Here is a 25,330-nt window from a genome sequence, read left to right on the forward strand (position 1 = left end):
GCCGCTATAAAGCGGCCTTTTTGCATTATTGGGCGGGAATGGATTTTGCCAAAAAAGCGATAATCTTATCGGTGACTTCACGATGGATCGCCTCGCGGCTGCGTCCAACTCCGTCTTTGCAGACAATACCATCTCCCGGCATTTCGGCCTCAATCATTTCTACTGCACCGACTTTGCAAATCTGCATGAAGCTGAAATGTGCCGCATCCGCGATCTCGATATATTGTGTGGCTTTATTTGGCATATTCGTTGCGATATAGCCGGATTCCATTTTGGCAGGCAGATCACCAATATCAACGCCAGCACCAAAGATCAGTGCAGGCACATGAATGGCCTTCAAACTCTCCGTTGTAAAACCACGCGCCAGCCCCAGATCAAGTGAAACAATCGCACCAATACGCGGATCGGCTTTCATGGTTTTAAGCTTTTCAGCTGCAACATCGCCCTGCGGGTTGATCAGCTCATCTGTCAGGCCACAAATACGCGGGTTGGGATTGGTTTTACAGTCCTTCTCAAAACGCTCAGGATCAAACTTTGCACCGGCCAAAGCCACGACTGACCAGCCGCCGAGAGAATGGCCAATCGCAGCAATACGCTTAGGCTCAACCTTGCCTGCTAAGGCGCTGTCAATGGTCACAGCATCAATCACGCGGCTCAGATCATGCGGACGCTCCCAGAGCTTTGCAGCCTGCTCTTTGTCACGATTAAATGTGGTGGTACCCGGATGATCGGGAGCCGCAACAATATAGCCCTGCCCGACCAGCTCACCTGCCAACCAGTTGAGATTACGCCAGCTGCCTCCATAACCATGTGACAACACCACAAGCGGATGTGTTTTACCGTCAGGCAAAGCATCATTAATCGCCTGAATACCATTAAAAACCCGATTTTCACCAATCATTTCGGCTGGTTTTGTGTCTGCTGTCGGATACCAGAGTGCAAGCTTCAGATCACGTTTTCCGTCTGCGTCAGACAATTCAACCTGCCGAAAGCCCGTCTGTTCAATGGCCAGTGCAAAACTGTTGAGAGATGTAAAAGCAATAAAAGCGCCCGCTAATACGGCGATAGTCCGTTTCATATGCAAAATCTCCGATAAATGGCAATTCCCTAATAAAAATAGACTATTATGAAGCGCCAATGCCAGAGACCTGAAACACAATCAAGGTTATCTTTTAGTAGAAGTTTGAACCAAAACCATATGCACAATGGCAATCGGCTCGCCGCCTACCCCATGCGAGAAAACCCCGTGTTCGACCGTCTTGAACCCATGATGTGCGTAGAAACTTTCCGCGTTAAGCGTTGCTTCAACGCGGATATCCCCCGTATAATCGCGCTTTGCAGTTTCAATGCCAAGTTTGAGTAAATTTTTGCCAAGGCCGGTGCCTATCGCTTCCGGCAGCAAAAACAGACGCGTTACCTCTCCGGCTTCAGCATCAACAAAACCGGCAATTTTATCATCTTGAACAGCGACAATCACATTGCCCTTGGCAATAATCACCTCATAGGTCTCTGCTGTACGAGCGCCCATCCATCCGGCCAATTGGTCTGAGCTGTAGAAACTCTGACCTGACGCCAGAATTGACAAGCGCGTCACATCATAAAGCGCTTGTCCTTCGCCTGCTTGTGCCGGTCTGATATTAAAATCCCACAATACCATTATGATCCCCATCAATATTTATCACAATATGATGCATCATAATAACGACCTGCAACAAGCTAAATTTTTTTAATATGAAACTATAGGCGCTGTAGAAAGTTTTAAATAGCTCATAATAACAACTCATTATAAATCAATAAATACAATATCTTGCATGAATTTATTATAAGTTGAATTTAAAAAACGCAAATGCCGGTCAGTTGCGCAAGCCAAAGCCCTGCAACAACCGCCGGATCGCATAATCCGGCTTGCCGGATGTGAAGACAGCCAAATCCTCATGGTGATTCAGGCTTTTATCTTTATTCTCCGGCAACAGAGACAACATGCGTCGTGCAATTGCCTCTGCCGGATCAAGCCAATCTACCGGCCATGGTGCCAAACGACGGAATACATTCGCCAGAAACGGGTAATGTGTGCAGGCCAGCACCACGATATCTGTGCGCTTGCCATCCTGCTCAATAAAGCAAGGTGTGATTTGCTCCAGCACCAGCTCATCATCAATTTTTTCACCGCGAATATGCGCTTCGGCCAATGTGGCCAACCGGTCTGCGCCAACAAGGCGCACATGACATTGCGAGGCGAAAGACTGGATCAAATCACGCGTATAGGCACGCTTTACCGTACCCGGAGTTGCCAGAACCGAGACAAGACCAGAATGCGTGCGCTCGGCAGCCGGTTTAATCGCCGGAACTGTGCCAACAAAAGGTGTATCGAGAAAAGCCTCGCGCAAATCGTCGAGCACCAGTGTCGATGCGGTATTACACGCAATGACACAAAGTTGCGGTTGATAGCGACGGATCAGATCAGCAAATAAGGAAACAATACGCTCGCGCAGAGCAGGCTCTTCCCATGAGCCATAGGGGAACCCTGCATCATCCGCCACATAGATAAAATGGCGGTCAGGCATTAACACCCGCGCCTCACGCAGCACTGTAAGTCCGCCGATACCGCTGTCAAAAACGATAATCGGTGCGTCCTTACTGCTGCTCATATGTGTATGGGTGTATTGCGCGAAATGATGCATTGCAAACCTGCCTCAGGACTTCTCGTCCGGTTTATCCTGCTCAGTATTCTCTGCCCCGTCCTTATGCACGGCATCATTAGGTATTCTGGCGCGGCCTTCGGGCGCGCCGGATCCACGCGGGCTCTTTGGCGAGAAATAATCCAGCGATGTCAACACGCCGCGCAGCAAGCGGATTTCAGCTTCCGCAAATGCCGGACGGGTCAGCACTGCCCGCAGATTATTCACCATAATCTCTTTACGCGCTTCCGGACGGAAATAACCGCGCGTATCCAGAGCTTCCTCCAAATGATTAAAGAAACCGTGTAGATATTCTTTATTCGCCGGTTGTAATTCAGGTCCACGGAACACCGTATCGGTTTCATTTTCCAGACCGGATTTCATCCACTCGTAAGACATCAGCAGCACAGCCTGCGCGATATTCAGCGAAGCAAAAGCCGGATTAACCGGAAATGTCACCAGCTCATCAGCCAGACCCACTTCATCATTTTTCAGGCCAACGCGCTCACGGCCAAACAAAATGCCGGTTTTCTCACCGGTGCGGAATTTATGGCGCAGGATTTTTCCTGCTTCAACGGGCCCGCGCACCTGTTTGAAACCATCTCGCTCACGGGCGGTCGTGGCATAAACAAAGTTGAGATCAGTCAGCGCCGAAGGCAGATCATCATAAAGTATTGCGCTGTCGATAATATGATCGGCCTTGCTCGCCGCAGAGCGAGCTTTGTCATTCGGAAAGGCTTCACGCGGATTGACCAGACGCAATTCACCTAAACCAAAATTGGCCATCGCGCGCGCCACCATGCCAATATTTTCCGGCAATTGCGGCTCTACCAGAATGATTGCTGGACCTTCTGAAATCATCGTGCGCTGTTTGTCTGTACCGGCCATTATCTTCTCAAAACTAAATTTTTTGTGCAGAAAGAGATATTCCGACTGCGCTTTTCGCGCTTTTCTTAAACGGAAGAGTGGCGAAATTCAAACCATGCATAACATTTAAACTGCCTTCATTTCAAAAAACTGAATCGCTGCCAGCCGGTTCCTCGAGCAAACTATACTCACTTTTTGTATCCGTCACACCATCGTGAATATAGTTTGTGTATTTTGAAATCATAAAAAACCATATTCTGCGGAGATTTTTATTATTCCTGTTCTCAAGCGGCGGTTAGCGCTTTGCCTGCCGCCTAAGCAGTGCTATGAGAAGCGCAACTTCATGAAGGAGAGGTTTTTATGGCAAAGATCAAAGTTGCTAATCCCGTCGTTGAGCTTGACGGCGATGAGATGACCCGCATCATCTGGCAGTTTATCAAAGACAAACTCATCCATCCATATCTCGACATCGATCTGAAATATTATGATCTGTCGGTAGAACACCGCGATGCGACCAATGATCAGGTTACCATTGATGCAGCAAATGCGATCAAGGAACACGGCGTTGGTGTAAAATGCGCCACCATCACCCCTGATGAAGCCCGCGTTGAAGAATTCAAGCTCAAGAAAATGTGGAAGTCGCCAAACGGCACAATCCGCAACATTCTCGGCGGCGTAATCTTCCGCGAACCAATCATCTGCAAAAACGTACCGCGTTTGGTTCCAGGCTGGACACAGCCAATCATCGTCGGCCGTCACGCATTTGGTGATCAGTACCGCGCGACTGATTTCAAATTCCCAGGCAAAGGCAAGCTGTCGATCAAATTCGTTGGTGAAGACGGCGAAACCATTGAACACGAAGTCTATGATGCACCATCCGCCGGTGTAGCCATGGCTATGTACAATATCGACGAATCCATCCGTGAATTTGCCCGTGCATCGCTGAACTACGGCCTGCAGCGCAACTATCCGGTTTATCTGTCGACCAAGAACACCATTCTCAAAGCCTATGACGGCCGTTTCAAAGATATCTTCGAAGAAGTTTATCAGGCTGAATTCGCTGAGAAGTTCAAAGAAGCCAAGATCTGGTACGAACATCGCCTGATCGACGACATGGTTGCTTCGGCTCTGAAATGGTCCGGCGGTTATGTCTGGGCTTGTAAGAACTATGACGGTGACGTGCAGTCCGACATCGTGGCACAGGGCTTCGGCTCGCTCGGCCTGATGACCTCGGTTCTGATGACACCGGATGGCAAGACCGTTGAAGCAGAAGCTGCCCACGGTACAGTAACCCGTCACTATCGCCAGCATCAGAAGGGTGAGGAAACCTCAACCAACTCGATCGCTTCGATCTTCGCTTGGACTCGTGGTCTGGCGCACCGCGCTAAACTCGACGACAATGCCGAGCTGAAGCGCTTTGCTGATACTCTGGAAAAAGTTTGCGTAGACACCGTTGAATCCGGCTTCATGACCAAGGATCTGGCTCTGCTGATCGGTCCGGATCAGCCTTGGCTGTCCACAACAGGCTTCCTCGACAAGATCGATGAAAACCTGCAGAAAGCAATGGCTGCTTAATCAGTCATGATTTTGTAAAAACCCCCGCCTGATCATTCAGGCGGGGTTTTTTATTGGTGTTGTACGCCTGCACCATAACATCACTTCATTGTGCATCATGAAGAATACTCATCACCGCAACAGCATAAATCCTCTATAAACTCCGTATGAAATAAGTTCGGAATAACAAAGCATGAATCCCCAGCCCGATAAAAATGAAAATGCACTGGCCGTTGTTCTGGCCTTGGCAATGGTTCCGGCACTGGGATTAGGTTTTGCACGTTTTGCTTATGCGCTTGTGCTACCGAATATGCGGGCTGATCTGCACTGGTCTTATGCCGATGCAGGCTGGATGAATACCAGCAATGGTATCGGCTATCTGTTCGGCGCTTTGCTGGCATCACGCCTGTTGCGCTATATCAGCGCCTATAAAATGATGGTCATCAATATCTGGATTGTTGTGGCATCACTGGCGCTGTGCGCTGTTTTCCGCGATGTGCTTATTCTCAATCTGCTGCGTTTTGTTGCCGGTCTCAGTGCCGGTCTGGCTTTTGTCGCTGGCGGGCTGCTGACAACCGGCCTTGCCCAGCGCTATCCGGAGCGCAGCTCCGTTATGCTCGGCATATTTTATGCAGGGCCCGGTATCGGTATATTTCTGTCCGGCCTCGTCATTCCTTTTTTGATGTCCTATCTCGGAGATGGTTCATGGCCTTATGCCTGGGCTGTACTCGCTTTACTTGCCGCACCTCTTGCAATGCTACTGATCGGTGCGCGCGGACAGAATGTGACCGTTTACAGACCAAATCAGAAGATCAGTCCTTACCGCGTCGATTACAAAGCAATGAGCGGAATATTAGCGGGCTATCTGTTCGTTGGTGCCGGTTATATTGCCTATATGACCTTCATGATCGCATGGGTGCAGAATTCCGGTGGTGGCGCAATGCTGCAATCGGCTTTCTGGTTTGTGATCGGCCTTGGTGCCATTGCATCGCCGTGGGTTTGCGCCGGTATTCAGAAAAAAGTCCTGCACGGCTACGGCTTTGCACTGCTGTCGTTGATCACATTGACTGCATCGTTGCTGCCGATTTTCTCGTCAGGTACTGCGGTGCTGATGGTTTCCGCTGCCAGTTTCGGCTGTGCATTTTTTGCCGTGGTTGCTTCTACAACAGTCTATGTGCGCCGTAATCTGCCGCCACAAGGCTGGGCGGCGGCTATCGGTATGATGACCGTAATGTTTTCTATCGGGCAAATCGTCGGCCCTGTGTTGATCGGCTTTATCAATGACCTGACCCATAATCTCTCAAGTGGTTTATGGGCATCGGCAAGCCTGTTATTGCTCGCGGTGATTTGCGGTGTCGCGCAGCGCGATCTTGTGCAAGCTTAATGACCGGCCATATCCGGCCATAAACAATATAGAAACTCTCACGCAGAAATGTGATAAATTATCAGCTTGAATTTAGGGTCTTGTTCGGTTGTTACGGGCTTACCACCCAGTCCTTCCACAAGCTTGCGACTGGGGCTGTTTTCTTCTGCAACAGGATAAATAAAATAATCCGGTGAATAATATTCACGACACCAGTTCATGATGGAGCCGATACCTTCCGGCCCCAACCCCTGTCGGTGCAGCTACTCACGCACCCAAAGTCCCAAACGCGGTGTCGGTGTTTTAAAACCATGCATTCCAAACAAGCCGATAAAGGACTGATCCTGCTTATTCCGCGCTATAAAAACACAATTGCTTTCCTCGGCCAATTGCACCGGCCATCTGCGCCAAATTTTCTCAAAATTTTCTTCCGACGCAGGCGGCTCCCAGCGCATATAGCGTGCCAAATTCGCAGTCATACACGGCCAAATGTCGTCTGCGTCTTCTGCTGTGAACGGACGCAGGATCATGCGCTGTGTTCTAATCACTGTTATCATCGGGTTTCCTTTTAAAAGAAACCCGATGATATGATCTCAGCAATGTTCAGCAATTCCAAGAAATTATGACTAGCTGCATATGTTTCATACCGGAATATGATAGGTCACCGACATATATTTCGGCTTTTGCTCAGAAGAGACAAGCTGTCCGCCCAGAGATTCCGCGATCTTGCGGCTCGCCCAGTTTTCATCAGCTGCCGGATAGATAAAATAATCCACTTGTAAGACTTCCTTCGCCCAGTTGAAAACCGCAGTGACAGCTTCTTTACCAAAGCCCTGCCCGTGCACATCCTCGCTCATCCATACACCAAATTCCGGCGTGGCTGTGCTCGCGCGATGAACGCCAACAACACCGATATAGCGTCCGGTTTGCAGATCTCTGGCTACAAAATGATAATCCGTTCCCTGCAAAAAGCGCTCTTCCCAGAGAACCTTATTCTCCATGAATTCCTCATAGGTTGCAGGTGGTTCCCATGCCATGAAACGGGTAAGTGTTGGCGTAATATGGCTGTACATTTCTTCAGCATCCTGCGCTGAGTAAATTCGCAGTTTCAGACGTTGCGTTATTAATTCAGGTCTTGTCATTTTTTCCTCCTATAAATTAGAGCGCATCCCGAAAAGTGTGAAACGGTTTTCGGAAAAGATGCGCGGTAAAACAAATGATTAGAGCGCCGATCTGATTGGATCAGATCGAAACGCGCTAAATAAAAAAGGGCGCCAAAGGCGCCCTTAAAATCTGTTTCCTGACGATCAGATCAGTTACCGGCTTTCGCCTTTTCCTGTTCTGCCTTCATCTTGGCTTCAAATTCTTTCTGGCGCTTCTGAACTGCGTCCTGAAGTTCTTTCTGACGCTGTTCAATTTCATTCTGCTGCAGACCCTTGCCGCTCAGAGCATCGGAGAAACCGGTGAGCTGAACAGAGATCGGATTTGGCTTATTCTGGAAATTTACGGATGTAAGGGTCAGTTTGCCGCCTTTTTTCAGCGCATTGACCATTTCATCTGTCAGCGGAGCTTCAGCGATACAACGATCAGGGAAGCAGATGCCGTATTCGATTTTAGTGGTTTTGTTGGCATCGATCTGCATGCCGATACCCGCAGGGATCAGACGGCCGGTCGGAACAGAAACCTGGAAAATCTTACGGTTAATCTTACCTTTGATTTCAATCAGGTTGATCGCAGTCAAAAGCTGGCCGGAATCTGCAGTGACGATATTCTGCGTGTTGCAAATATCATTGTCTTCCTGCTTCGAGCAGACCTTGAACCATCCCTGCGGCGGCAGCTGTTGAGCTGTGGCCGGAATGGAAGCAGTTGCAAGCAGGGCAACAGCGCCGGCGATTGCGGAAGCGGCAGCGAATGTCTTCGTGTTGGTCATGATCAACAGGTTCCTTTCAACACTCTGATCTGAATTCTGGATGCACTGTATTGCATAAACAAACAGCACTTATATGTTTGAGAGAACAGCTGTTTCACACTGCAAAACAGCACTTCCCGTTGCGGATCAACTGGTGAACCGAATTTCGCATGTATGACTGCGAATAAATTACGGCAACAGCGTGACCCTGCGTTACTTGCGGTGTTACACCGGCTGTAGCGTTTTATCCAGTACCGAATTGTTAACCATAGTTTTTTAACGTCGATTTGCGCTATAAAAACAACGTAATTCCGGTATCTATGACCAGAATTACAAAACCAACGGCTTAATTTCGGGTATGATAATTCTGTGGTTTGCTGCATATTCGCGTCAAACAGGCATTTTATGCGGTGCATCTGACACGAATCAAATTTACAAGGGTTTACGGATATTTCCGAAACAGAGTAAACCTCAATAAAACCAAGCCAATTCCTGACAAAACTACGCATATTGACAAGATTTCGGATAGTGATTGACCTATGAGACAGCCTTACCTGCCCTTCCCGCACACCATTAACAGGCGTCATCTGCTTGCCATGCTGGGAACATCTGTTTTGGCGGCTGCATCCGGTATTTCGCTTGGCAATATTTCGGCGCACGCTCAAAGCGTAAATCAAACGGACGTCTTGAAGCAGAGTTCTGTACCTTCCTATGCGCTTTCCATGCATGGAGATATTGCGCTACCGGCAGACTATAAAAACTTCGCCTATACCAATCTGCAAGCACCGAAAGGTGGCAGCATCACCTATGGTGTGGTGGGTACTTTCGACAGCCTCAACCCGTTTGTTCTGCAGAGTATGCGCACCACAGCGCGCGCTATGTTCATTGACGGTGATTTCGGCAATCTAGTGTTTGAGCCACTGATGCAGCGCTCAACAGATGAACCTTTTACACTCTATGGTTTGCTGGCTGAAAGTGTTGAGATTGATGATGCGCGCAGCTTCATTGAATTTACACTGAACCCGAAAGCCCGCTGGTCAGACGGCAAGCCGGTAACACCGGATGATGTGATTTTCACCTATGAAATTCTGACCGAAAAAGGGCGTCCGCCATTTAATGCACGCATGAAGCAGATCGACAAAATCGAGAAAATCGGCGAGCGCGGCATCCGCTTTACGTTCAATGATAAAGCAAACAGAGAGTTTCCGTTACTGCTGGCAAGCACTATGCCGGTGCTGCCAAAACATGCGGTTGATCCGGAAACTTTCGGCAAAGCCTCGCTGAAGCCTCCGGTTGCCAGCGGCCCTTATATTATTAAAGATGTAAAACCGGGTGAGCGCATTACCTATCAGCGCAATCCGGATTATTGGGCAAAAGACCTGCCAAGCCGCGCCGGTTTCAACAATTTCGACACGATCACCATCGAATATTTCCGCAATGAAACCTCCTATTTTGAGGCGTTCAAAAAAGGGATTGTCGATGTCTATATTGACGGTTCACCCAATCACTGGAGCAAGGCCTATAATTTCCCTGCGGTAACACAGGGCAAAATTATTAAAGACACCTTTGTCAAAGGCACGCCAGCCAATATGCTCGGCTTTGTCTTCAATACACGGCGCGAGAAATTTGCGGATGTAAAAGTGCGCCGTGCGCTTTCAGAGCTATTTGACTTTGAATGGGCAAACCGCTCCTTGTTTGCCGGTCAATATGACCGTATGGCCAGCTTCTGGCAGGGCTCGGAATTATCCTCTGTTGGCCGCCCCGCCTCGGATGGCGAAAAACAACTGCTTGCAGCCTATCGTGACAAGCTGTTGCCTGAAACACTGGACGGGACCTGGCAACCTGCCATGACAGATGGCAGCGGCCATGATCGCGAACCGGCGAAAAAGGCCTATGACTTGCTTATGGAAGCAGGGTTTACCTTCACCAATGGTGTGGCGACCACACCGCAAGGCACGCGCCTGAGCTTTGAAATCATGACCCGCTCGGTTGATGAAGAAAAACTGGCGCTCGCTTATAAGCGTAATCTCGCGCGTCTTGGTATTCTTGCAGAAATCCGCAGTGCCGATGATGCTCAATATCAACAACGCCTGCAAAACTTCGATTATGATATAATTATCGGCGCCCTCACAGCGTCGCTTTCTCCCGGCAATGAGCAATGGATGCGTTGGGGTTCCGATTCACGTGAGGCTCTGGGCAGTTTCAACTATCCGGGTGCACAGGATGAAGCGCTTGATGCGATGATTGAGGCCATGCTTGCTGCTAAAGATCGCCCTGCATTCGTTGATGCTGTGCGGGCATTTGACCGGTTGCTGATTTCCGGCAGCTATTATCTGCCGCTCTATTATTTACCCAAACAGCAGGTTGCACGCTGGTCACATATTAAATATCCCGATAAAACCTCGCTATATGGCTTTCAGTTCCCTACATGGTGGGTTGAAACAGCCCCGAACAACAAATGATGACTGGTACTTCCATGACAAATAAACAAATCACAATTGATGTTATTTCCGATGTCGTTTGCCCGTGGTGCTTTCTCGGTCGTCAACGTCTGAAAGCAGCGCTTGAAATGCTGCCTGAGCTGAATATCGAAGTGCGCTGGCGTCCGTTTCAGCTTGATCCGACTATTCCGGCAGCTGGCAAAGAACGCAAACGCTATCTGGTTGAAAAGCTCGGTTCCCAGAGTCGCGTGAATGAAGTGCATGACCAGCTGATCGCTATCGGCAAAGAAGAAGGCATTGAGTTCGACTTTGATGCAATTGAAGTGGCTCCGAATACGCTGGATGCGCATCGCCTCATCCGTTGGGCGGGCGAAGTCAGTGCAGAAGCGCAGGATCGTGTTGTCGGTGAATTGTTCTCGCTCTATTTCGAACAGGGCGAAAATATCGGCAGCCATGAAATACTAGTAGAAGCCGCAGAAGATGCCGGTTTGGAATATACCATCATCGAAACTCTGCTTGAAGGTGATACTGATACGGACAATGTGCGCGAAGAAATCGCCGTTGCCGGTCAGATGGGTGTAACCGGCGTGCCATGCTTTATTCTGGATCAGAAATATGCGGTGATGGGTGCGCAGTCGGCTGAAGCTATGGCCGATGCTATTCGTCAGATTTCCGAAGGTTTTGAGCCGGGTTTGAGCGAAGATCGCTAATTTAATATCTCTGACATAATTGGACTATTTAAAAGCGGACTGGTTTGTTAATCAGTCCGCTTTTGTTTTTCATCCTTTTACACACATCTTTTTCCTGCTCCTGAAAAGGCATTTCCCATGGTAAATCAAACCGACAATGACGTTTTGAAACGCTCGGCAGCAGATCATTGGGAAGCCAATGCCGAGACTTGGACGAAGCATGCCCGTGCTGGCTACGATATTTATCGTGATGCGCTGCATACACCGGCTTTTCTGCAAATGCTGCCCAACATCAAAGGCTTAAACGGGCTGGATGTCGGTTGTGGTGAAGGTGCTAATACCCGCTCGCTGGCTCGTGCCGGTGCCACTATGACCGGTATTGATATTGCCCCGACTTTTGTGCGCCATGCCACAGAGTATGAGCAAAAGGAACCACACGGCATCCGCTATCTGACCGCAGATGCTCTGCACTTGCCTTTTGATGATGCACAATTCGACTTCGCCAGTGCCTTTATGTCGATGATGGATATGCCGCAACAGGGTGATGTGTTGAAAGAAGTGTTCCGTATTCTCAAACCACACGGATTCTTTCAGTTCACCATTCTGCATCCGTGTTTTGTACCACCGTTTCGTAAGAATATTCGTGACGAGAATGGTAAAGCTGTTGCGGTACAAGTGGCGGATTATTTTGCCAATATTGACGGCAGTGTCGAGACATGGTGGTTTTCGAGCCTGCCGCAGGCAGAGCGTGAACAATCCAAACCATTCAATATTCCGCGTTTTCACCGGACATTGAGTGAATGGATCGGCATGATTACCGCGGCAGGTTTCATTCTTGAGGCCAGTGTTGAACCAATGGCCTCGGAGGAATTAGCCGCACAAGAAGATGTGGTTGCCGACACACGCATTACACCGATTGCTTGGATCGTTCGCCTGCGCAAATCATAAACGAGTAGCGCAGGCTTAACTCTAAGGAAGCTTGTGCTTCCTTAATTTCTTTTGGTGATCGAAATTTCCAGAGAGCTACTACCTTGTGACCGCGTTATGGTCGCCATGGAGCTTATACGTGTGCTTCCTTTCTTCAGGGAGAACACACCTTTATTTATCACTTCAACTGAATAACTGGCCTTTGTAAAATTTTTGAGCACTTCCAAATTTAAGGGAATTACATAGTCGGTAATATTCGTTGTTATCGAACACCCTTTATACTCGCCGAACAGATGCTTTGGATTAAATACGACACCAATACGATCCCACTCGCTGAATATGCTCTTTTCTCCCGGTGTTTTCAGTCCGATAATATATCCGTTACTTAAATTCGCCTTTTGAAAGCCGTACTTTTGTAAAGCAGCATAGGAAACAGTGGGACTTTGCCCTTCAGCAGATAGGCGGCATTGCTCGATAATAACCGGCATTATCGTCTGAATTTCAGGAGATGCTTCCCGCTCTTTATTTCGTTCTTCTACAGTCTTAATGCAGCCAGATAACAGCAATCCAGAAACAAGCAAAACACCAATACGCATAATTTTCCTCTGAATATCAAAGTTTAAAAACATTAATATTCATCAGTAGAAAATGCTCTTAATTTAAACAATAATACTTATTAGGTATTTTTTAACCAAACTTAAAAAACAATATTACAATATAAAAAAAGTTCAGATCAACCGACCGTAGTTGATTTGAACCTCAGTCATAATAAGAAAGATATATCAACCGCGCAGGAACCGCGACAGAATACGATTAAAAACCTGCGGTTTTTCCAGAAAAGCGGCATGGCCGGTCTGCGGCAACAGGAAGATCGTTTCTTCCCAGAGGTTCTTATAATTCAATGATGCGATATGCGCATTATTGATGAAATGATCCTCAGCGCCATTGAGAATAGCCAGCGGCACCGGGCAATTTTCAGCCACATGTTGCTGGTCGGCGATATTCTCTGCCAGAATATTCTCAAACATTGTCTGGCGGGTCAGTCCGTCGGTTCTGCGCACGGCATCGACCATAAATTCCGGCGTCGGCTTATCTGGATGCACCACATGGCGCGCATAGGATGCCGCTTGTGCATCATCCAAATCACGCTGGCCACCATATTGCAGCGCATCACTCGGCACAAAAGCCTGACCGACCGCATCCGCATCTTTGGCAAATGGCGGTGTGCCGGTGATCATTAAACGGCTGACAGGCGCCTGCTGCGCGATCATTTCCAGACCAATATGCCCGCCGAGCGACCAGCCAAACACAGCGACCGAGGACACTTCCAGCGCTTTCAACACATCGGCTGCGGCTTGTGCATAGCCATGCAATGTATAGGATTTTTGCGGATCAGTAGCATCAGCAGATGCGCCATGCCCCGGCAGATCAAAAGCAATCAGCCGGAAATCATGCGCGAGATCAGACTCAAACTGCTTGTGAAACACTTCTTTACAGGCCGAATTGCCATGAATGAGCAAAACCGGCGCGCCCTTGCCTGCACTTGTCATAACTTCAAGGCGGCCATGTCTGGTTTCAACACGCTGTTTTTGCATTTTTATTCCCCTTATATCTGCTTATTCTCCGGCGATTTTTGCCAGTTGTGTCATGATAACGGCGGAGCCGGTCAGGCGTTTTTCTGCCGTCGGATAATCACGAATAAACACAATGCTCTGATCCGGCCGTATCTTTGACAGCGAGCCCTGAGCGGCAATCATCTGCACCAGACCTGCCGGATTCGGGAAGGTCTTATCGCGGAACTGAATAACAACGCCCTTTGGCCCTGCATCCAGCTTCTCAACATTGGCCTTGCGGCACAGCGCCTTGATAAACACGATCTTGAGCAGGTGCTGCACTTCTTCCGGCAGCGGACCAAACCGGTCGATCAACTCGGCACCAAAGCCGTCGATCTCCTGCGTTGTTTCCAGATCGGCCAAACGGCGATAGAGACCCAAACGCAATTGCAAATCAGGCACATAAGTTTCCGGTATCATGACCGCCGTGCCAACCGCAATTTGTGGCGACCAATGACTATCAACCACTGGGCCTTCGGATTTAAGCTCGGCAACCGCCTCTTCCAGCATCTGCTGATAAAGCTCGAAACCGACCTCTTTGATATGACCCGATTGCTCATCGCCCAGCAGGTTACCCGCCCCGCGAATATCCATATCGTGGCTGGCAAGCTGGAAACCAGCGCCCAAAGTATCCAGTGATTGCAGCACTTTGAGACGGCGCTCAGCTGCCTGTGTCAGAGTTTTGCCCGCAGGCAATGTAAACAGCGCGAATGCACGCTGCTTGGAACGGCCAACGCGGCCACGCAGCTGATAGAGCTGCGCAAGACCGAACATATCTGCACGATGCACAATCATGGTATTGGCGGTCGGAATATCCAAACCGGATTCCACGATGGTGGTGGAGAGCAAGACATCATATTGCCCGTCATAGAAAGCATTCATAATGTCTTCCAGCTCACCGGCTGGCATCTGGCCAAAGGCCACAGCAACTTTCAGCTCCGGCACATGCTGGTCAAGGAATTCTTTGATCTCAGCAAGATCGGAAATACGCGGGCAGACATAGAAGCTCTGACCACCGCGATAACGCTCGCGCATAAGGGTTTCGCGGATGACCAGCGCGTCAAAAGGCGAAATGAAGGTACGCACCGCCATACGATCAACCGGTGGTGTGGTAATCAGCGACAATTCACGCACGCCTGTGAGTGCCAGTTGCAAGGTGCGCGGGATCGGCGTTGCGGTAAGTGTCAGCACATGAATATCGGACTTCAGGTCTTTCAGACGTTCTTTATGCTTCACGCCGAAATGCTGCTCCTCATCGATAATCAGCAGGCCGAGATTTTTAAATTTGATCGAATTGCCAAGCAGCGCATGGGTGCCGACAACGATATCCACGGTGCCTTCTTCAACGCCCTTCTTGGTCAGCGCCAGTTCTTTGCTACCAACAAGACGCGAGGCATGAGCGACATTAATCGGCAAGCCGTTAAAGCGCGTGGAGAAGGTTTTGAAATGCTGGCGCGAAAGCAGCGTCGTCGGCACTACAACCGCCACCTGATAGCCATTGAGTGCTGCAACAAAAGCGGCACGTAATGCTACTTCGGTTTTACCAAATCCGACATCACCGCAAACCAGACGATCCATCGGTTTGCCATCACCCAGATCGTCAAAGATCGCGTCAATGGCGCGTTGCTGATCTTCTGTCTCATCATAAGGGAAACGGGCGGCAAACTCGCCGTAAATACCTTCCGGCGGCAGAAGCACCGGCGCACCACGCATCGCGCGTTCTGCAGCAATACGAATGAGATGGCCGGCCATCTCCAGCAACTGTTTCTTGAGCTTGGCCTTGCGTGCCTGCCATGCGCCACCACCGAGCTTATCCAGAACAGCACTTGAGCCTTCCGAACCATAGCGCGAGAGCAGTTCAATATTTTCAACCGGCAGGAACAGGCGATCATCACCGGCATAATGCAGTTCAAGACAATCATGCGGCGCACCAGCGGCAGTAATTGTACGCAAGCCGACAAATTTACCAATACCATGATCGACATGCACGACAATATCACCGGCGGTCAGACTACCCGCCTCAGAAATGAAATCCGCATCGCGCTTGCGTTTCTTCGTGCGGCGGATCAGGCGGTCACCGAGTATATCCTGCTCGGCCACCACCACCAGATCACCGGCATCAAAGCCGCTTTCAACCGCCAGCACAGTCGCCGTGATCTTGTCACGCGACAGGGCTTTGACAGTGCGCAGGTCTTTAACCGTCTCGATCTTTTCCAGACCATGTTCGTCCAGCACCTGTAACAGACGGTCAAGCGAGCCTTCTGTCCATGCGGCGATCATGATCTTTTTGCCGCTCGCGCGAAGTTCAGCGATATATTTGGTTACCGCCTCGAACAAATTGATGTCTTTAGCAGCGCGTTCCTCGGCAAAGCTGCGGCCTTTATGCGCCCCTGCATGGAGTATATGCCGGCCACTGGCTTCCGGTGCCTCAAATGGCGTGAGGTCATAGCGCTTGCCATTAGCCGCTGCCGCCTCTTCCACCGTCCGCAGCGACATATAGAGCTGGCTTGGTGCAACCGGCTTATAGGGAATAGCATCTGCGGCTTCTTTGCCCTCAGCCTGTTTCTGACGGGCATCATAATGGTCAAGCACCAGCTTGTGCCGCTCGGCAATGGCTTCCGGAACCAGATGATCGAATACAACCGGCATTGCCCCTGTATGATCGAACAGCGTTTCCATCTCGTCATAGAAAAGCGGCAGCCAATGCTCCATACCGGCAAAACGGCGGCCTTCCGAGATCGCAGCATACAGTGCATCATCGCGGGACGGCGCACCAAAGGCGGCGATATAGTTTTTACGGAAACGGCTGATCATATCCGGCGAGAGCGTAATCTCGCTCATCGGCTGGAGAGTGAACTCCTTGCGGGTCTCAGTGGTGCGCTGTGACGCCGGATCAAACGCACGGATACTCTCCAGCGTATCACCGAAGAAATCCAGACGCAGCGGCTCTTCTGCCCCCGGCACATAGAGATCGAGAATACCACCGCGTACCGCAAATTCACCGACATCACGTACCGTTGGCACGCGCTCAAAGCCATTGCGCTCAAGACGCTGGGTCAGTTCATTCATATTAACGCGATTGCCGGGGCGTGCAGAGAAACTCTGCTCGGCCAGAACGGAGCGTGGCGGTAATTTCTGCAACACCGCATTGGCCGTGGCAATAATCAGTGCCGGATGTTTCTGTTGGCGCAAAGCGCTCAGCTGGCTCAGCGCATTTAAGCGTCTGGCAGAGACCGTTGCACCAGGGGAAACGCGGTCATAGGGCAGACAATCCCATGCAGGAATATGCAGCACCGGCAGTTCCGGCATAATAAAGCCGATCACCTGCTCAATATCCGCCACACGCTGCCCGTCACGCGCGATGAACAGCACAGGGCCTTTATCCCCCGCCTCCTCCAAAATCTTGGCCAGCACAAAGGCTTCATAACCATCGGCTACACCGTCAATCAGCACATGATTGACGAGTACCGGTTTCAGACCAAGTTTGGAAAATACGGGCATAGGATGTCTCTGCTATATTACTCGAGCTTCTGATTGAAAAATATCAATAGTCGATTTTATCGCGGAACAAAATAAGATCACGGAACAAAATCGTGTCAAAAGCTTCTGGTGTTTTGTCTTCACCGGTAATCCACTTGAACAGATCGCGGTCGAGCACTTCGAGCAGGCGCTCAAATTCATTCAAGGTGTCTTCATCCATGGTTGCAATATGCATATCCGCATATTGACCAAAGATCAGATCCATTTCCTTCATACCACGGTGCCATGAGCGGAACAGCAGTTTGCGGCGACGCGTATCCAGCTGTGCGCCTGCCTCGGTGCCCGATAATTTACTGCCTGTGCTCATATCATTCTCCTTTGCACAACGCATAAAGCTCGTGCATTCAATAATGTTACCAGCCATATAACGCGGGATGAACCCGATGTCAGCCTTGCAAGTCAATAAGAAGCAGGTAAGTTAGTTTTTATGCGTCCAAGTCTGCTTGATCCCCTGTTTGCATCTGTCCGCACCCTCACCGGTATCGGACCTAAAGTCTCTGCTCTGCTGTTGAAACTGCTCGGCGCAGAAAGCGCTGCCATGCTTGAGCCTCGCGTGGGGCAATTACTGTTTTTGCCACCCAACAGTGTAATCGACAGGCGCCATCGGCCGGGTGTAGCTTTTGCGCAGGAAGGTGCCGTGGTCACATTAGAGGTGACCGTTGATGAATATCAGTTCTCGCCATCGGGTGGTAAATCCGGCGCCTTTATGCGCGGTTCCGTGCCGCATCGCGTCTTTGCCCATGATGATACCGGTGAAGTAACTCTGGTTTTCTTCCATGCACAGCGCCCCTGGCTGGAGAAAAGTCTGCCACTGGGCGAGACAGTCATCGTCTCCGGCAAGGTGGAATGGTTCAACGGTCGCGCCTCAATGGTGCATCCCGATCATATTGCGCCGATTGACGGCAGCGATGATCTGCCATTGATTGAGCCAGTCTACCCGCTAACCGCCGGTCTTTCACCCAAAACTCTGGCGCGCGCCATGCGCGATGCGCTAACACGCATTCCCGATCTGCCGGAGTGGCAGGACAAAACGCTGATGCAGCGGGAGAATTTTCCGTCTTTCTCGCAAGCCCTGCACCATCTGCATTTGCCGGAAGAGCCGGAAGATATTGCTCAGGACAGCCCTTCGCGCCGCCGCCTCGCCTATGATGAGTTTCTCGCCGGACAAATGGCGCTGGCATTGGTGCGCGCCAAAACCAAACGCCTGTCCGGTCGCCCGCTCATTGGTACCGGTAAAATCACCGCACAGATATTAGCGAGCCTGCCCTATAGCCTGACGAAAGGTCAGGAACAGGCGGTCAAAGATATTATGACTGACCTTAAAGCACCGGAGCGCATGTTGCGTCTGCTGCAAGGTGATGTCGGCGCCGGTAAAACCGTGGTCGGTCTGCTGTCTATGGCACATGCGGCAGAATCCGGCGGGCAATCTGCTTTGATGGCACCAACAGAAGTGCTGGCACGCCAGCATTATGCCACTATTGCGCCACTGGCTGAAAAAGCCGGATTGAAAGCGGCACTGCTGACAGGGCGTGAAAAAGGCAAGGAACGCCAGCGTATTCTTGATGAACTGGCGGATGGTACAATCCATATTATCATCGGCACCCATGCGCTGTTTCAGGATAAGGTCGAATATCATGATCTGGTCTTTGTGATTATTGATGAGCAGCATCGGTTCGGTGTTCATCAGCGCTTGCAACTGACAGCCAAAGGCAGTGCGCCGGATATGCTGGTGATAACCGCAACACCGATTCCACGCACGCTGGTTCTGACCGCCTTCGGCGACATGGATGTATCCAAACTCACTGAGAAACCGGCAGGCCGCCAGCCAATCACCACAGCAATTGTGCCGAGCGAGCGGTTGAGTGAAATTGTTGACCGGATGCGCAAAGCAATTTCCGAGGGACAGAAAATCTACTGGATTTGCCCGCTGGTGGAAGAATCAGAGCATGTTGAGCTGACCTCTGCCGAAGAACGCTTTCAATCGTTCCAGCCGATTTTCGGAGACAAGCTCGGCCTCATTCATGGCCGCATGACCGGACAGGAAAAAGACGATGCGATGCTGGCTTTCAAGCGCGGTGATACCCGCCTGCTGATTGCCACCACGGTGATTGAGGTTGGCGTTGATGTGCCGGATGCAACTGTGATTGTGATCGAACATGCCGAGCGTTTCGGCCTGTCGCAATTGCATCAGCTGCGTGGCCGTGTCGGGCGTGGCGATAAGCCATCCACCTGCCTGCTGCTCTATAAAGGCCCCTTAGGTGAGATCGCCAAAGCGCGTTTGCAGGTGATGCGTGAGACGGAAGACGGCTTCCGCATTGCCGAGGAAGACCTGAAACTGCGAGGTGAAGGTGAATTGCTCGGCACCCGCCAATCCGGCACACCGGGCTTTAAACTCGCGTCAATGGAAGCGCATACTGATCTTTTGGAAATAGCCCGTAAAGATGCGCGCCTTATGCTGGAGCGTGATATTGATCTGCACTCTGAGCGTGGCCAAGCACTGCGTATGCTGCTCTATATCTTCGGTCGTGATGAAGCTATCAGGCTACTTAGAGCAGGATAAGAGAAAGGCGGCAATTATGCCGCCTTTCTTAAAATAAAACATCAATATAATAATACAAAATATTGATTTTATTATTTATTCAACAGTTACGGATTTCGCCAAATTACGCGGTTGATCCACGTCTGTCCCCATGAAGACGGCAGTATAATAAGCCAGCATCTGGATTGGCAGTGCATAGATCAAAGGCGCGATAAATTCCGGCACATCCGGCATAATCAGCACGGAATGGGCATCCACATTGGCGTGTTTTGCACCTTCTTTGTCGGTAATCAGGATGATGCGACCACCACGGGCTGCCACTTCCTGCATATTCGACACGGTCTTCTCATAAAGACGGTCGAATGGTGCAATCACAATCACCGGCATGGTTTCATCAATCAACGCAATCGGGCCGTGTTTCAGCTCACCGGCTGCATAGCCTTCTGCGTGAATATAGGAGATTTCCTTGAGCTTCAGTGCACCCTCAAGAGCCAACGGATAGGACGTGCCGCGTCCGAGATAAAGCACATCTTTGACATTCATCAGATCGCGGCAGATGGCTTCTACCTTCGGTGCCAGTTTCAGTGCCTCATGCAGCACGCCTGAGAGATTGCCAAGCTGATCGACCAGCTCTTTCTCTTCGGCCGGAGTGATCGTGCCGCGTGCTTTGGCGGCAGATAATGCTAATGAAGCCAGGACCGAAAGCTGACAGGTGAAAGCCTTGGTCGATGCCACACCGATTTCAGGCCCAGCCAGTGTCGGCAGAACAATGTCTGACTCGCGGGCAATGGTAGATTCGCGCACGTTGACTACAGCGGCAATCGGCAAGCCCTGAGAGCGGCAATAACGCAGCGAGGCCAGCGTGTCAGCAGTTTCACCCGACTGCGACACAAACAGCGCCAGCGTATCGGTGGAAAGCGGCATTTCGCGGTAGCGGAACTCCGATGCAATATCGATTTCTACCGGCAGACGCGCATAACGCTCCAGCCAATATTTGCCGATAGTTGCTGCATAATAAGCAGTCCCGCAGGCAGACATTGCCATGCGCTTGATTTTCGACCAGTCAATATTATTAACATCGGTGCGGATCATTGAGGATGAGAAATCCAGATAATGCGCCAGCGTGCGGGAGATTACTTCCGGCTGCTCATAGATTTCTTTTTCCATGAAATGACGGTAATTGCCTTTATTGACAACATAGGCACCGCCGGTGGACTGCTGCACAACACGACTGACCGGATGGTTGCCTTCATCATAGAAAGTCACGCTATCGCGGGTCAGAACTGCCCAGTCACCATCTTCCAGATAGGTGATTTTATCGGTGAATGGTGCCAGCGCAATCGCATCGGAACCAAGGAACATTTCGCCTTCGCCATAGCCGATTGCCAATGGTGAGCCACGACGAGCCGCAATCAGCATTTCATTTTCGCCGGTAAACAGGAAAGCCAGCGCGAATGCACCGCGCAGGCGGCCAAGCACTTTGCGCACAGCTTCAACAGGTGCATCGCCGGAACGGATATTGCGGGCGACAAGCTGTGCTACGGTTTCAGTATCCGTATCACTCTGGAACTTTACGCCTTCAGCTTCCAGTTCAGTGCGCAGTTCGGCAAAGTTTTCGATAATACCGTTATGGACAATAGCCACCTGCTCGGTCGCATGCGGATGTGCATTGCGCTCGGTTGGTGCGCCATGGGTTGCCCAGCGTGTGTGGCCGATACCAATCGTGCCGCTCAGCGGTTCTGCTGCCAACCGGTTTTCCAGATTAACCAGCTTCCCTTCGGCACGGCTACGTGCAATCTGATTGTCCACCAGAGTGGCAATGCCGGCTGAATCATAACCGCGATATTCCAGACGCTTCAGTGCATCTACAAGCCGCATAGCAACCGGCTGATTGCCGACGATACCAATAATTCCGCACATACTGTCTGTTCCTGTTGCGTCTTTGAACGACGGCCTGATATTGTAGTGTGTGGCCGCACAAACTCTATCATCATATTAAATCTAATAATGATGATTTTATGATAATTATTTGTTTTTACTTGCCTTAATGGCCTTGTATTTTTCGCGTAAAATTTCTGCACGACCTTCTTTATTGACCTGACGGGCACGACCGAGTGCCAGTGCATTTTCAGGCACTTCATCGGTAATCACACTGCCGGAAGCTACATAAACGCCATTACCAATAGTCAGTGGCGCAATCAGTGCAGAGTTAGAGCCAACAAATGCATTGCTGCCAATTGTGGTTTTAAACTTGTTATAGCCGTCATAATTGCAGGTGATTACGCCCGCACCGATATTGGTGTCGGCGCCCACAGTCGCATCGCCGATATAGGACAGATGATTGACCTTAGCACCGGCACCGATATCTGCATTTTTGACTTCGCAGAAATTGCCGACCTTGGCTTTTTCGGCCAGTTTTGAACCGGGACGCAGACGCGCAAACGGCCCCACGCTGGTATTAGCACCAATATGCGCACCTTCAATATGCGAGAATGCGTGAATAACCGCACCGCTTTCAATGGTCACTTTAGGCCCGAAGAAAACATTCGGCTCGATTAGCACGTCAGCTTCAATCAACGTATCATGCGCGAAGAACACTGTTTCCGGCGCAATCAGTGTCACGCCAGAGAACATCACATCACGGCGTTTACGTGCCTGCCACAGCGCTTCGGCCTCAGCCAGTTCAGCGCGATTATTAATGCCGATAACATTTTCAACCGGCACATCAATAGCGATGACATTCAAGCTTTGTGCATGCGCCAGCTTCACCACATCAGTGAGATAATACTCGCCTTTGGAATTGTCATTCTTCACAGCAGAAATCAGCTTGAGGGCATGTTTACCGCTCAGCGCCATCAACCCGCCATTGCAGAAAGTGATTTTACGCTGCTCTTCCGTTGCGTCTTTTTCTTCAACAATCGCAACCAGCTTGCCGCCCTGTTCAATCAGACGGCCATAGCCGGTCGGATTTTCCGGACGGAAACCCATCACCACGATATCCGCGCCCTCGGCCAGTTTATGGCGGGCAGCACGCAGCGATGTTTCTTCGATCAGTGGCGTATCACCAAACACGACCAGCACATCATCATGCGTTTCCGTCAGCGCTTCACGTGCTGCCAGCACTGCATGGGCTGTACCCAGACGCTCGGTCTGTTCATAGAAACGTGCGGTATCACTGATTTTGCCAACAGCTTTTTGCACATCCGCCGCACCGCGCCCGACAACAACAGCCAGATCAGTTTCCCCACCAGTACCTAAGACAGCTTTAGCCACATGCCCGACGAGCGGAAGCCCCGCAATCTCATGCAAGACCTTAGACATAGAGGATTTCATACGGGTACCCTCACCGGCAGCGAGGATGATGGTAAGGCAGGATCTGGAAGCCATATTAATTCCGTGTTTCATAACAGGCAGAGAGGTCTGATTTATCAGAACCACTTTAAAGGCAAAACGTATAGATTCATTTACTCAATACAAGGCAAGCGCCCAAGCTTTTCAATGAATCAGTGCATAATTTCGTTTTTAAACAGGTTCCGGTTCAAATTTCATAAAATTGCCGGTCACTTTTATGAAGCGACCGGCACGTTCTGTGATGTGATTAGCCAAGCTTGCCAAGCACCGGGAATGTTTCAAGCAGCCAATAGGCAAAAGCTTCCATACCACCGGTAAGGAACAGAACACCGGCCAATACCAGCAGAATACCCATGACCTTCTCGACTTTGCCCATATGCACGCGGAAACGCGACAGGAAACGCATAAAGCGGCCGGAGAATAATGCCGCAAGCATAAACGGTATGCCTAAGCCCAGAGAATAAATAGCCAGCAGCGATGCACCGTCCAGTACTGAGGCTTTTGAGCCAGCCAATGTCAGGATCGGGCCGAGCACAGGGCCGATGCAGGGCGTCCAGCCGAATGCAAAGGCCAGCCCCATAATATACGCCCCTAATGGGGTGGCTGGCGCAGAATTAGCCTGAAAGCGTGCTTCCCGAGACAGAAACGGGATGCGCACCACGCCAAGGAAGTTCAAGCCCATTATAATGATGACCAGACCGGCAGCGATTGCCATTTCCTGCTGCCATTGGCGCAGGAAGTGACCGACAGAAGAAGCCCCTGCGCCAAGGGCTACGAAAACCGTGGTAAATCCCAGAACAAAAGCAAATGATGTCACCAGTAAACGAATACGGTTGCGCATAACCTGCGATGATTCTCCGCCATTGCGAAAATCATCCACACTCACGCCTGCCATATAGCAAAGATAAGGCGGCACTAACGGCAACACGCAAGGCGAGAGAAATGACAGTGCGCCCGCGCCTAAAGCCGTGAGATTGGAAATATCAATTGCCATAGTGTCATCCTGTCATGCTGTTCAAAGAGCGCCGGTAGAACCCGTAGCTTAAAGACTGCTTAAGCCGGGATTGATCGTCTCGGATTCTGCAAACCTCATCAAGTGAGGCTCTTATAACGATAAACACTGCTGATAGATACATGCTGCACGTCGCCCCTGCACTCTGACTCAAATGCCTGATCCCTCAGAATCATCGGTATAAAAACAAGGACTTGAAAGAATCGTTTTTCTGACTGCCGGATCAAAACAATTCTTTTTCATCCCTCTTTGCATCGTTCATCGCCAATTAAGCGCTGCATTCGAACCATTTCAGGGCTATTCGCAGTGAAGTTTTGGGGAAAATATAAAAAAACGGCATTTTCAGCAAAAAATATCGGCAGCAGGTGTTGACCATGCCAACATCGCCCCTTATGTATCGCCCCACTTGCTGAGCATTACCGAGGTGCTCCGACAAAAGGCTATGTGCCTTTATGAGATTGCAAGAGCGCGTAGCTCAGCCGGTAGAGCAACTGACTTTTAATCAGTAGGTCCACGGTTCGAACCCGTGCGCGCTCACCATCTCTCAAAAATCCCCCAGAATAAAACATCCTCTAAAATTCGCATAAGACAGATTTATACCCTTAATCCGTCATTTTACCTATCCTGTGTATAAACTTAAGATTTTGAATTTAAACGGTGATTTTTAGTATTGACGATCCGGTCAATCCACCTTATGTATCGCCCCACTTGCAGAGCATTACCGAGGTGCTCGAATAAAGACCCAGCGTCTTTAAGAGATTGCAAGAGCGCGTAGCTCAGCCGGTAGAGCAACTGACTTTTAATCAGTAGGTCCACGGTTCGAACCCGTGCGCGCTCACCATCTCTC

At 50.2% G+C, this 25,330-nt stretch carries 20 protein-coding genes and 2 tRNA genes; 8 read left to right on the forward strand and 14 right to left on the reverse strand.

Annotated features, from left to right (window positions below; all coding sequences use genetic code 11):
- Positions 1–25 precede the first annotated feature (25 nt).
- The 4 genes from QUF18_RS09680 to QUF18_RS09695 form a co-directional block, all read right to left on the reverse strand.
- Positions 26–1,078 carry an alpha/beta hydrolase family protein gene (locus QUF18_RS09680; protein ID WP_289386854.1) on the reverse strand — a complete coding sequence of 351 codons (1,053 nt, stop codon included), beginning with the start codon at positions 1,076–1,078 and terminating at the stop codon, positions 26–28.
- An 87-nt stretch (positions 1,079–1,165) separates the two neighbouring features.
- The gene (locus tag QUF18_RS09685; RefSeq protein WP_289386855.1) at positions 1,166–1,657 is read right to left on the reverse strand and encodes a GNAT family N-acetyltransferase; all 492 of its coding nucleotides are present in this window, start codon (positions 1,655–1,657) and stop codon (positions 1,166–1,168) included.
- Between the two features lie 196 nt (positions 1,658–1,853).
- Complete coding sequence (gene murI, locus QUF18_RS09690; RefSeq protein WP_289386856.1) at positions 1,854–2,648, reverse strand: glutamate racemase; 795 nt, start codon at positions 2,646–2,648, stop codon at positions 1,854–1,856.
- 45 nt (positions 2,649–2,693) lie between these two features.
- Positions 2,694–3,566, reverse strand: coding sequence for an RNA methyltransferase (locus QUF18_RS09695; protein WP_289386857.1), 873 nt, complete (start codon positions 3,564–3,566; stop codon positions 2,694–2,696).
- 339 nt (positions 3,567–3,905) lie between these two features.
- Between QUF18_RS09695 and QUF18_RS09700 the strand changes: the two genes are divergently transcribed.
- Both QUF18_RS09700 and QUF18_RS09705 read left to right on the forward strand, forming a co-directional pair.
- On the forward strand, positions 3,906–5,120 hold the full coding sequence (locus tag QUF18_RS09700) for an NADP-dependent isocitrate dehydrogenase (RefSeq protein ID WP_289386858.1): 1,215 nt from the start codon (positions 3,906–3,908) through the stop codon (positions 5,118–5,120).
- Between the two features lie 172 nt (positions 5,121–5,292).
- Positions 5,293–6,483 carry a YbfB/YjiJ family MFS transporter gene (locus tag QUF18_RS09705; protein ID WP_289386859.1) on the forward strand — a complete coding sequence of 397 codons (1,191 nt, stop codon included), beginning with the start codon at positions 5,293–5,295 and terminating at the stop codon, positions 6,481–6,483.
- 242 nt (positions 6,484–6,725) lie between these two features.
- Here QUF18_RS09705 and QUF18_RS09710 read toward each other — a convergent pair whose 3' ends face one another.
- The 3 genes from QUF18_RS09710 to QUF18_RS09720 form a co-directional block, all read right to left on the reverse strand.
- The gene (locus QUF18_RS09710) at positions 6,726–7,019 is read right to left on the reverse strand and encodes a GNAT family N-acetyltransferase (protein WP_289386860.1); all 294 of its coding nucleotides are present in this window, start codon (positions 7,017–7,019) and stop codon (positions 6,726–6,728) included.
- An 84-nt stretch (positions 7,020–7,103) separates the two neighbouring features.
- Entirely contained in the window at positions 7,104–7,604 is a 501-nt protein-coding gene (locus QUF18_RS09715) for a GNAT family N-acetyltransferase (RefSeq protein WP_289386861.1), read from the reverse strand.
- A 170-nt stretch (positions 7,605–7,774) separates the two neighbouring features.
- Positions 7,775–8,392: an invasion associated locus B family protein gene (locus tag QUF18_RS09720; protein WP_289386862.1), complete on the reverse strand. Its 618-nt coding sequence runs from the start codon at positions 8,390–8,392 to the stop codon at positions 7,775–7,777.
- Positions 8,393–9,093: 701 nt separating this feature from the next.
- On the opposite strand from QUF18_RS09720, the gene QUF18_RS09725 reads away from it, so the two are divergent.
- The 3 genes from QUF18_RS09725 to QUF18_RS09735 all read left to right on the forward strand — a co-directional run bounded on the left by QUF18_RS09725 (position 9,094) and on the right by QUF18_RS09735 (position 12,449).
- Positions 9,094–10,833 (forward strand): extracellular solute-binding protein, encoded by a 1,740-nt coding sequence (locus QUF18_RS09725; protein WP_289387159.1) that lies wholly within the window; start codon positions 9,094–9,096, stop codon positions 10,831–10,833.
- A gap of 14 nt (positions 10,834–10,847) precedes the next feature.
- On the forward strand, positions 10,848–11,522 hold the full coding sequence (locus QUF18_RS09730) for a DsbA family oxidoreductase (protein WP_289386863.1): 675 nt from the start codon (positions 10,848–10,850) through the stop codon (positions 11,520–11,522).
- 117 nt (positions 11,523–11,639) lie between these two features.
- Entirely contained in the window at positions 11,640–12,449 is an 810-nt protein-coding gene (locus tag QUF18_RS09735; RefSeq protein WP_289386864.1) for a class I SAM-dependent methyltransferase, read from the forward strand.
- A 41-nt stretch (positions 12,450–12,490) separates the two neighbouring features.
- On the opposite strand, the gene QUF18_RS09740 is transcribed toward QUF18_RS09735, so the two are convergent.
- The 4 genes from QUF18_RS09740 to QUF18_RS09755 all read right to left on the reverse strand — a co-directional run bounded on the left by QUF18_RS09740 (position 12,491) and on the right by QUF18_RS09755 (position 17,888).
- Positions 12,491–13,024: a hypothetical protein gene (locus tag QUF18_RS09740; RefSeq protein WP_289386865.1), complete on the reverse strand. Its 534-nt coding sequence runs from the start codon at positions 13,022–13,024 to the stop codon at positions 12,491–12,493.
- Between the two features lie 186 nt (positions 13,025–13,210).
- The gene (locus QUF18_RS09745) at positions 13,211–14,023 is read right to left on the reverse strand and encodes an alpha/beta fold hydrolase (RefSeq protein ID WP_289386866.1); all 813 of its coding nucleotides are present in this window, start codon (positions 14,021–14,023) and stop codon (positions 13,211–13,213) included.
- 21 nt (positions 14,024–14,044) lie between these two features.
- Positions 14,045–17,542 carry a transcription-repair coupling factor gene (mfd, locus tag QUF18_RS09750; RefSeq protein ID WP_289386867.1) on the reverse strand — a complete coding sequence of 1,166 codons (3,498 nt, stop codon included), beginning with the start codon at positions 17,540–17,542 and terminating at the stop codon, positions 14,045–14,047.
- A 43-nt stretch (positions 17,543–17,585) separates the two neighbouring features.
- A complete protein-coding gene (locus tag QUF18_RS09755) occupies positions 17,586–17,888 on the reverse strand; it encodes an FAD assembly factor SdhE (protein ID WP_289386868.1) in 303 nt (100 codons plus the stop codon).
- 120 nt (positions 17,889–18,008) lie between these two features.
- Between QUF18_RS09755 and recG the strand changes: the two genes are divergently transcribed.
- Positions 18,009–20,141, forward strand: a complete 2,133-nt coding sequence (gene recG, locus QUF18_RS09760; RefSeq protein ID WP_289386869.1) for an ATP-dependent DNA helicase RecG — start codon at positions 18,009–18,011, stop codon at positions 20,139–20,141.
- A 75-nt stretch (positions 20,142–20,216) separates the two neighbouring features.
- On the opposite strand, the gene glmS is transcribed toward recG, so the two are convergent.
- From glmS to QUF18_RS09775, 3 genes are all read right to left on the reverse strand, one after another.
- Positions 20,217–22,040, reverse strand: coding sequence for a glutamine--fructose-6-phosphate transaminase (isomerizing) (gene glmS, locus QUF18_RS09765; RefSeq protein ID WP_289386870.1), 1,824 nt, complete (start codon positions 22,038–22,040; stop codon positions 20,217–20,219).
- 105 nt (positions 22,041–22,145) lie between these two features.
- The gene (glmU, locus tag QUF18_RS09770; protein WP_289386871.1) at positions 22,146–23,507 is read right to left on the reverse strand and encodes a bifunctional UDP-N-acetylglucosamine diphosphorylase/glucosamine-1-phosphate N-acetyltransferase GlmU; all 1,362 of its coding nucleotides are present in this window, start codon (positions 23,505–23,507) and stop codon (positions 22,146–22,148) included.
- A 211-nt stretch (positions 23,508–23,718) separates the two neighbouring features.
- The gene (locus tag QUF18_RS09775) at positions 23,719–24,465 is read right to left on the reverse strand and encodes a cytochrome c biogenesis CcdA family protein (RefSeq protein WP_289386873.1); all 747 of its coding nucleotides are present in this window, start codon (positions 24,463–24,465) and stop codon (positions 23,719–23,721) included.
- A 482-nt stretch (positions 24,466–24,947) separates the two neighbouring features.
- Here QUF18_RS09775 and QUF18_RS09780 point away from each other — a divergent pair.
- Together QUF18_RS09780 and QUF18_RS09785 are read left to right on the forward strand one after the other, a co-directional pair.
- A tRNA-Lys gene (locus QUF18_RS09780) sits at positions 24,948–25,023 on the forward strand.
- Between the two features lie 225 nt (positions 25,024–25,248).
- Positions 25,249–25,324: transfer RNA gene (locus QUF18_RS09785), tRNA-Lys, on the forward strand.
- The last annotated feature ends 6 nt before the right edge of the window (positions 25,325–25,330 follow it).

It is taken from the genome of Pseudochrobactrum kiredjianiae (assembly GCF_030362795.1).
GTDB classification, from domain to species: domain Bacteria; phylum Pseudomonadota; class Alphaproteobacteria; order Rhizobiales; family Rhizobiaceae; genus Pseudochrobactrum; species Pseudochrobactrum kiredjianiae.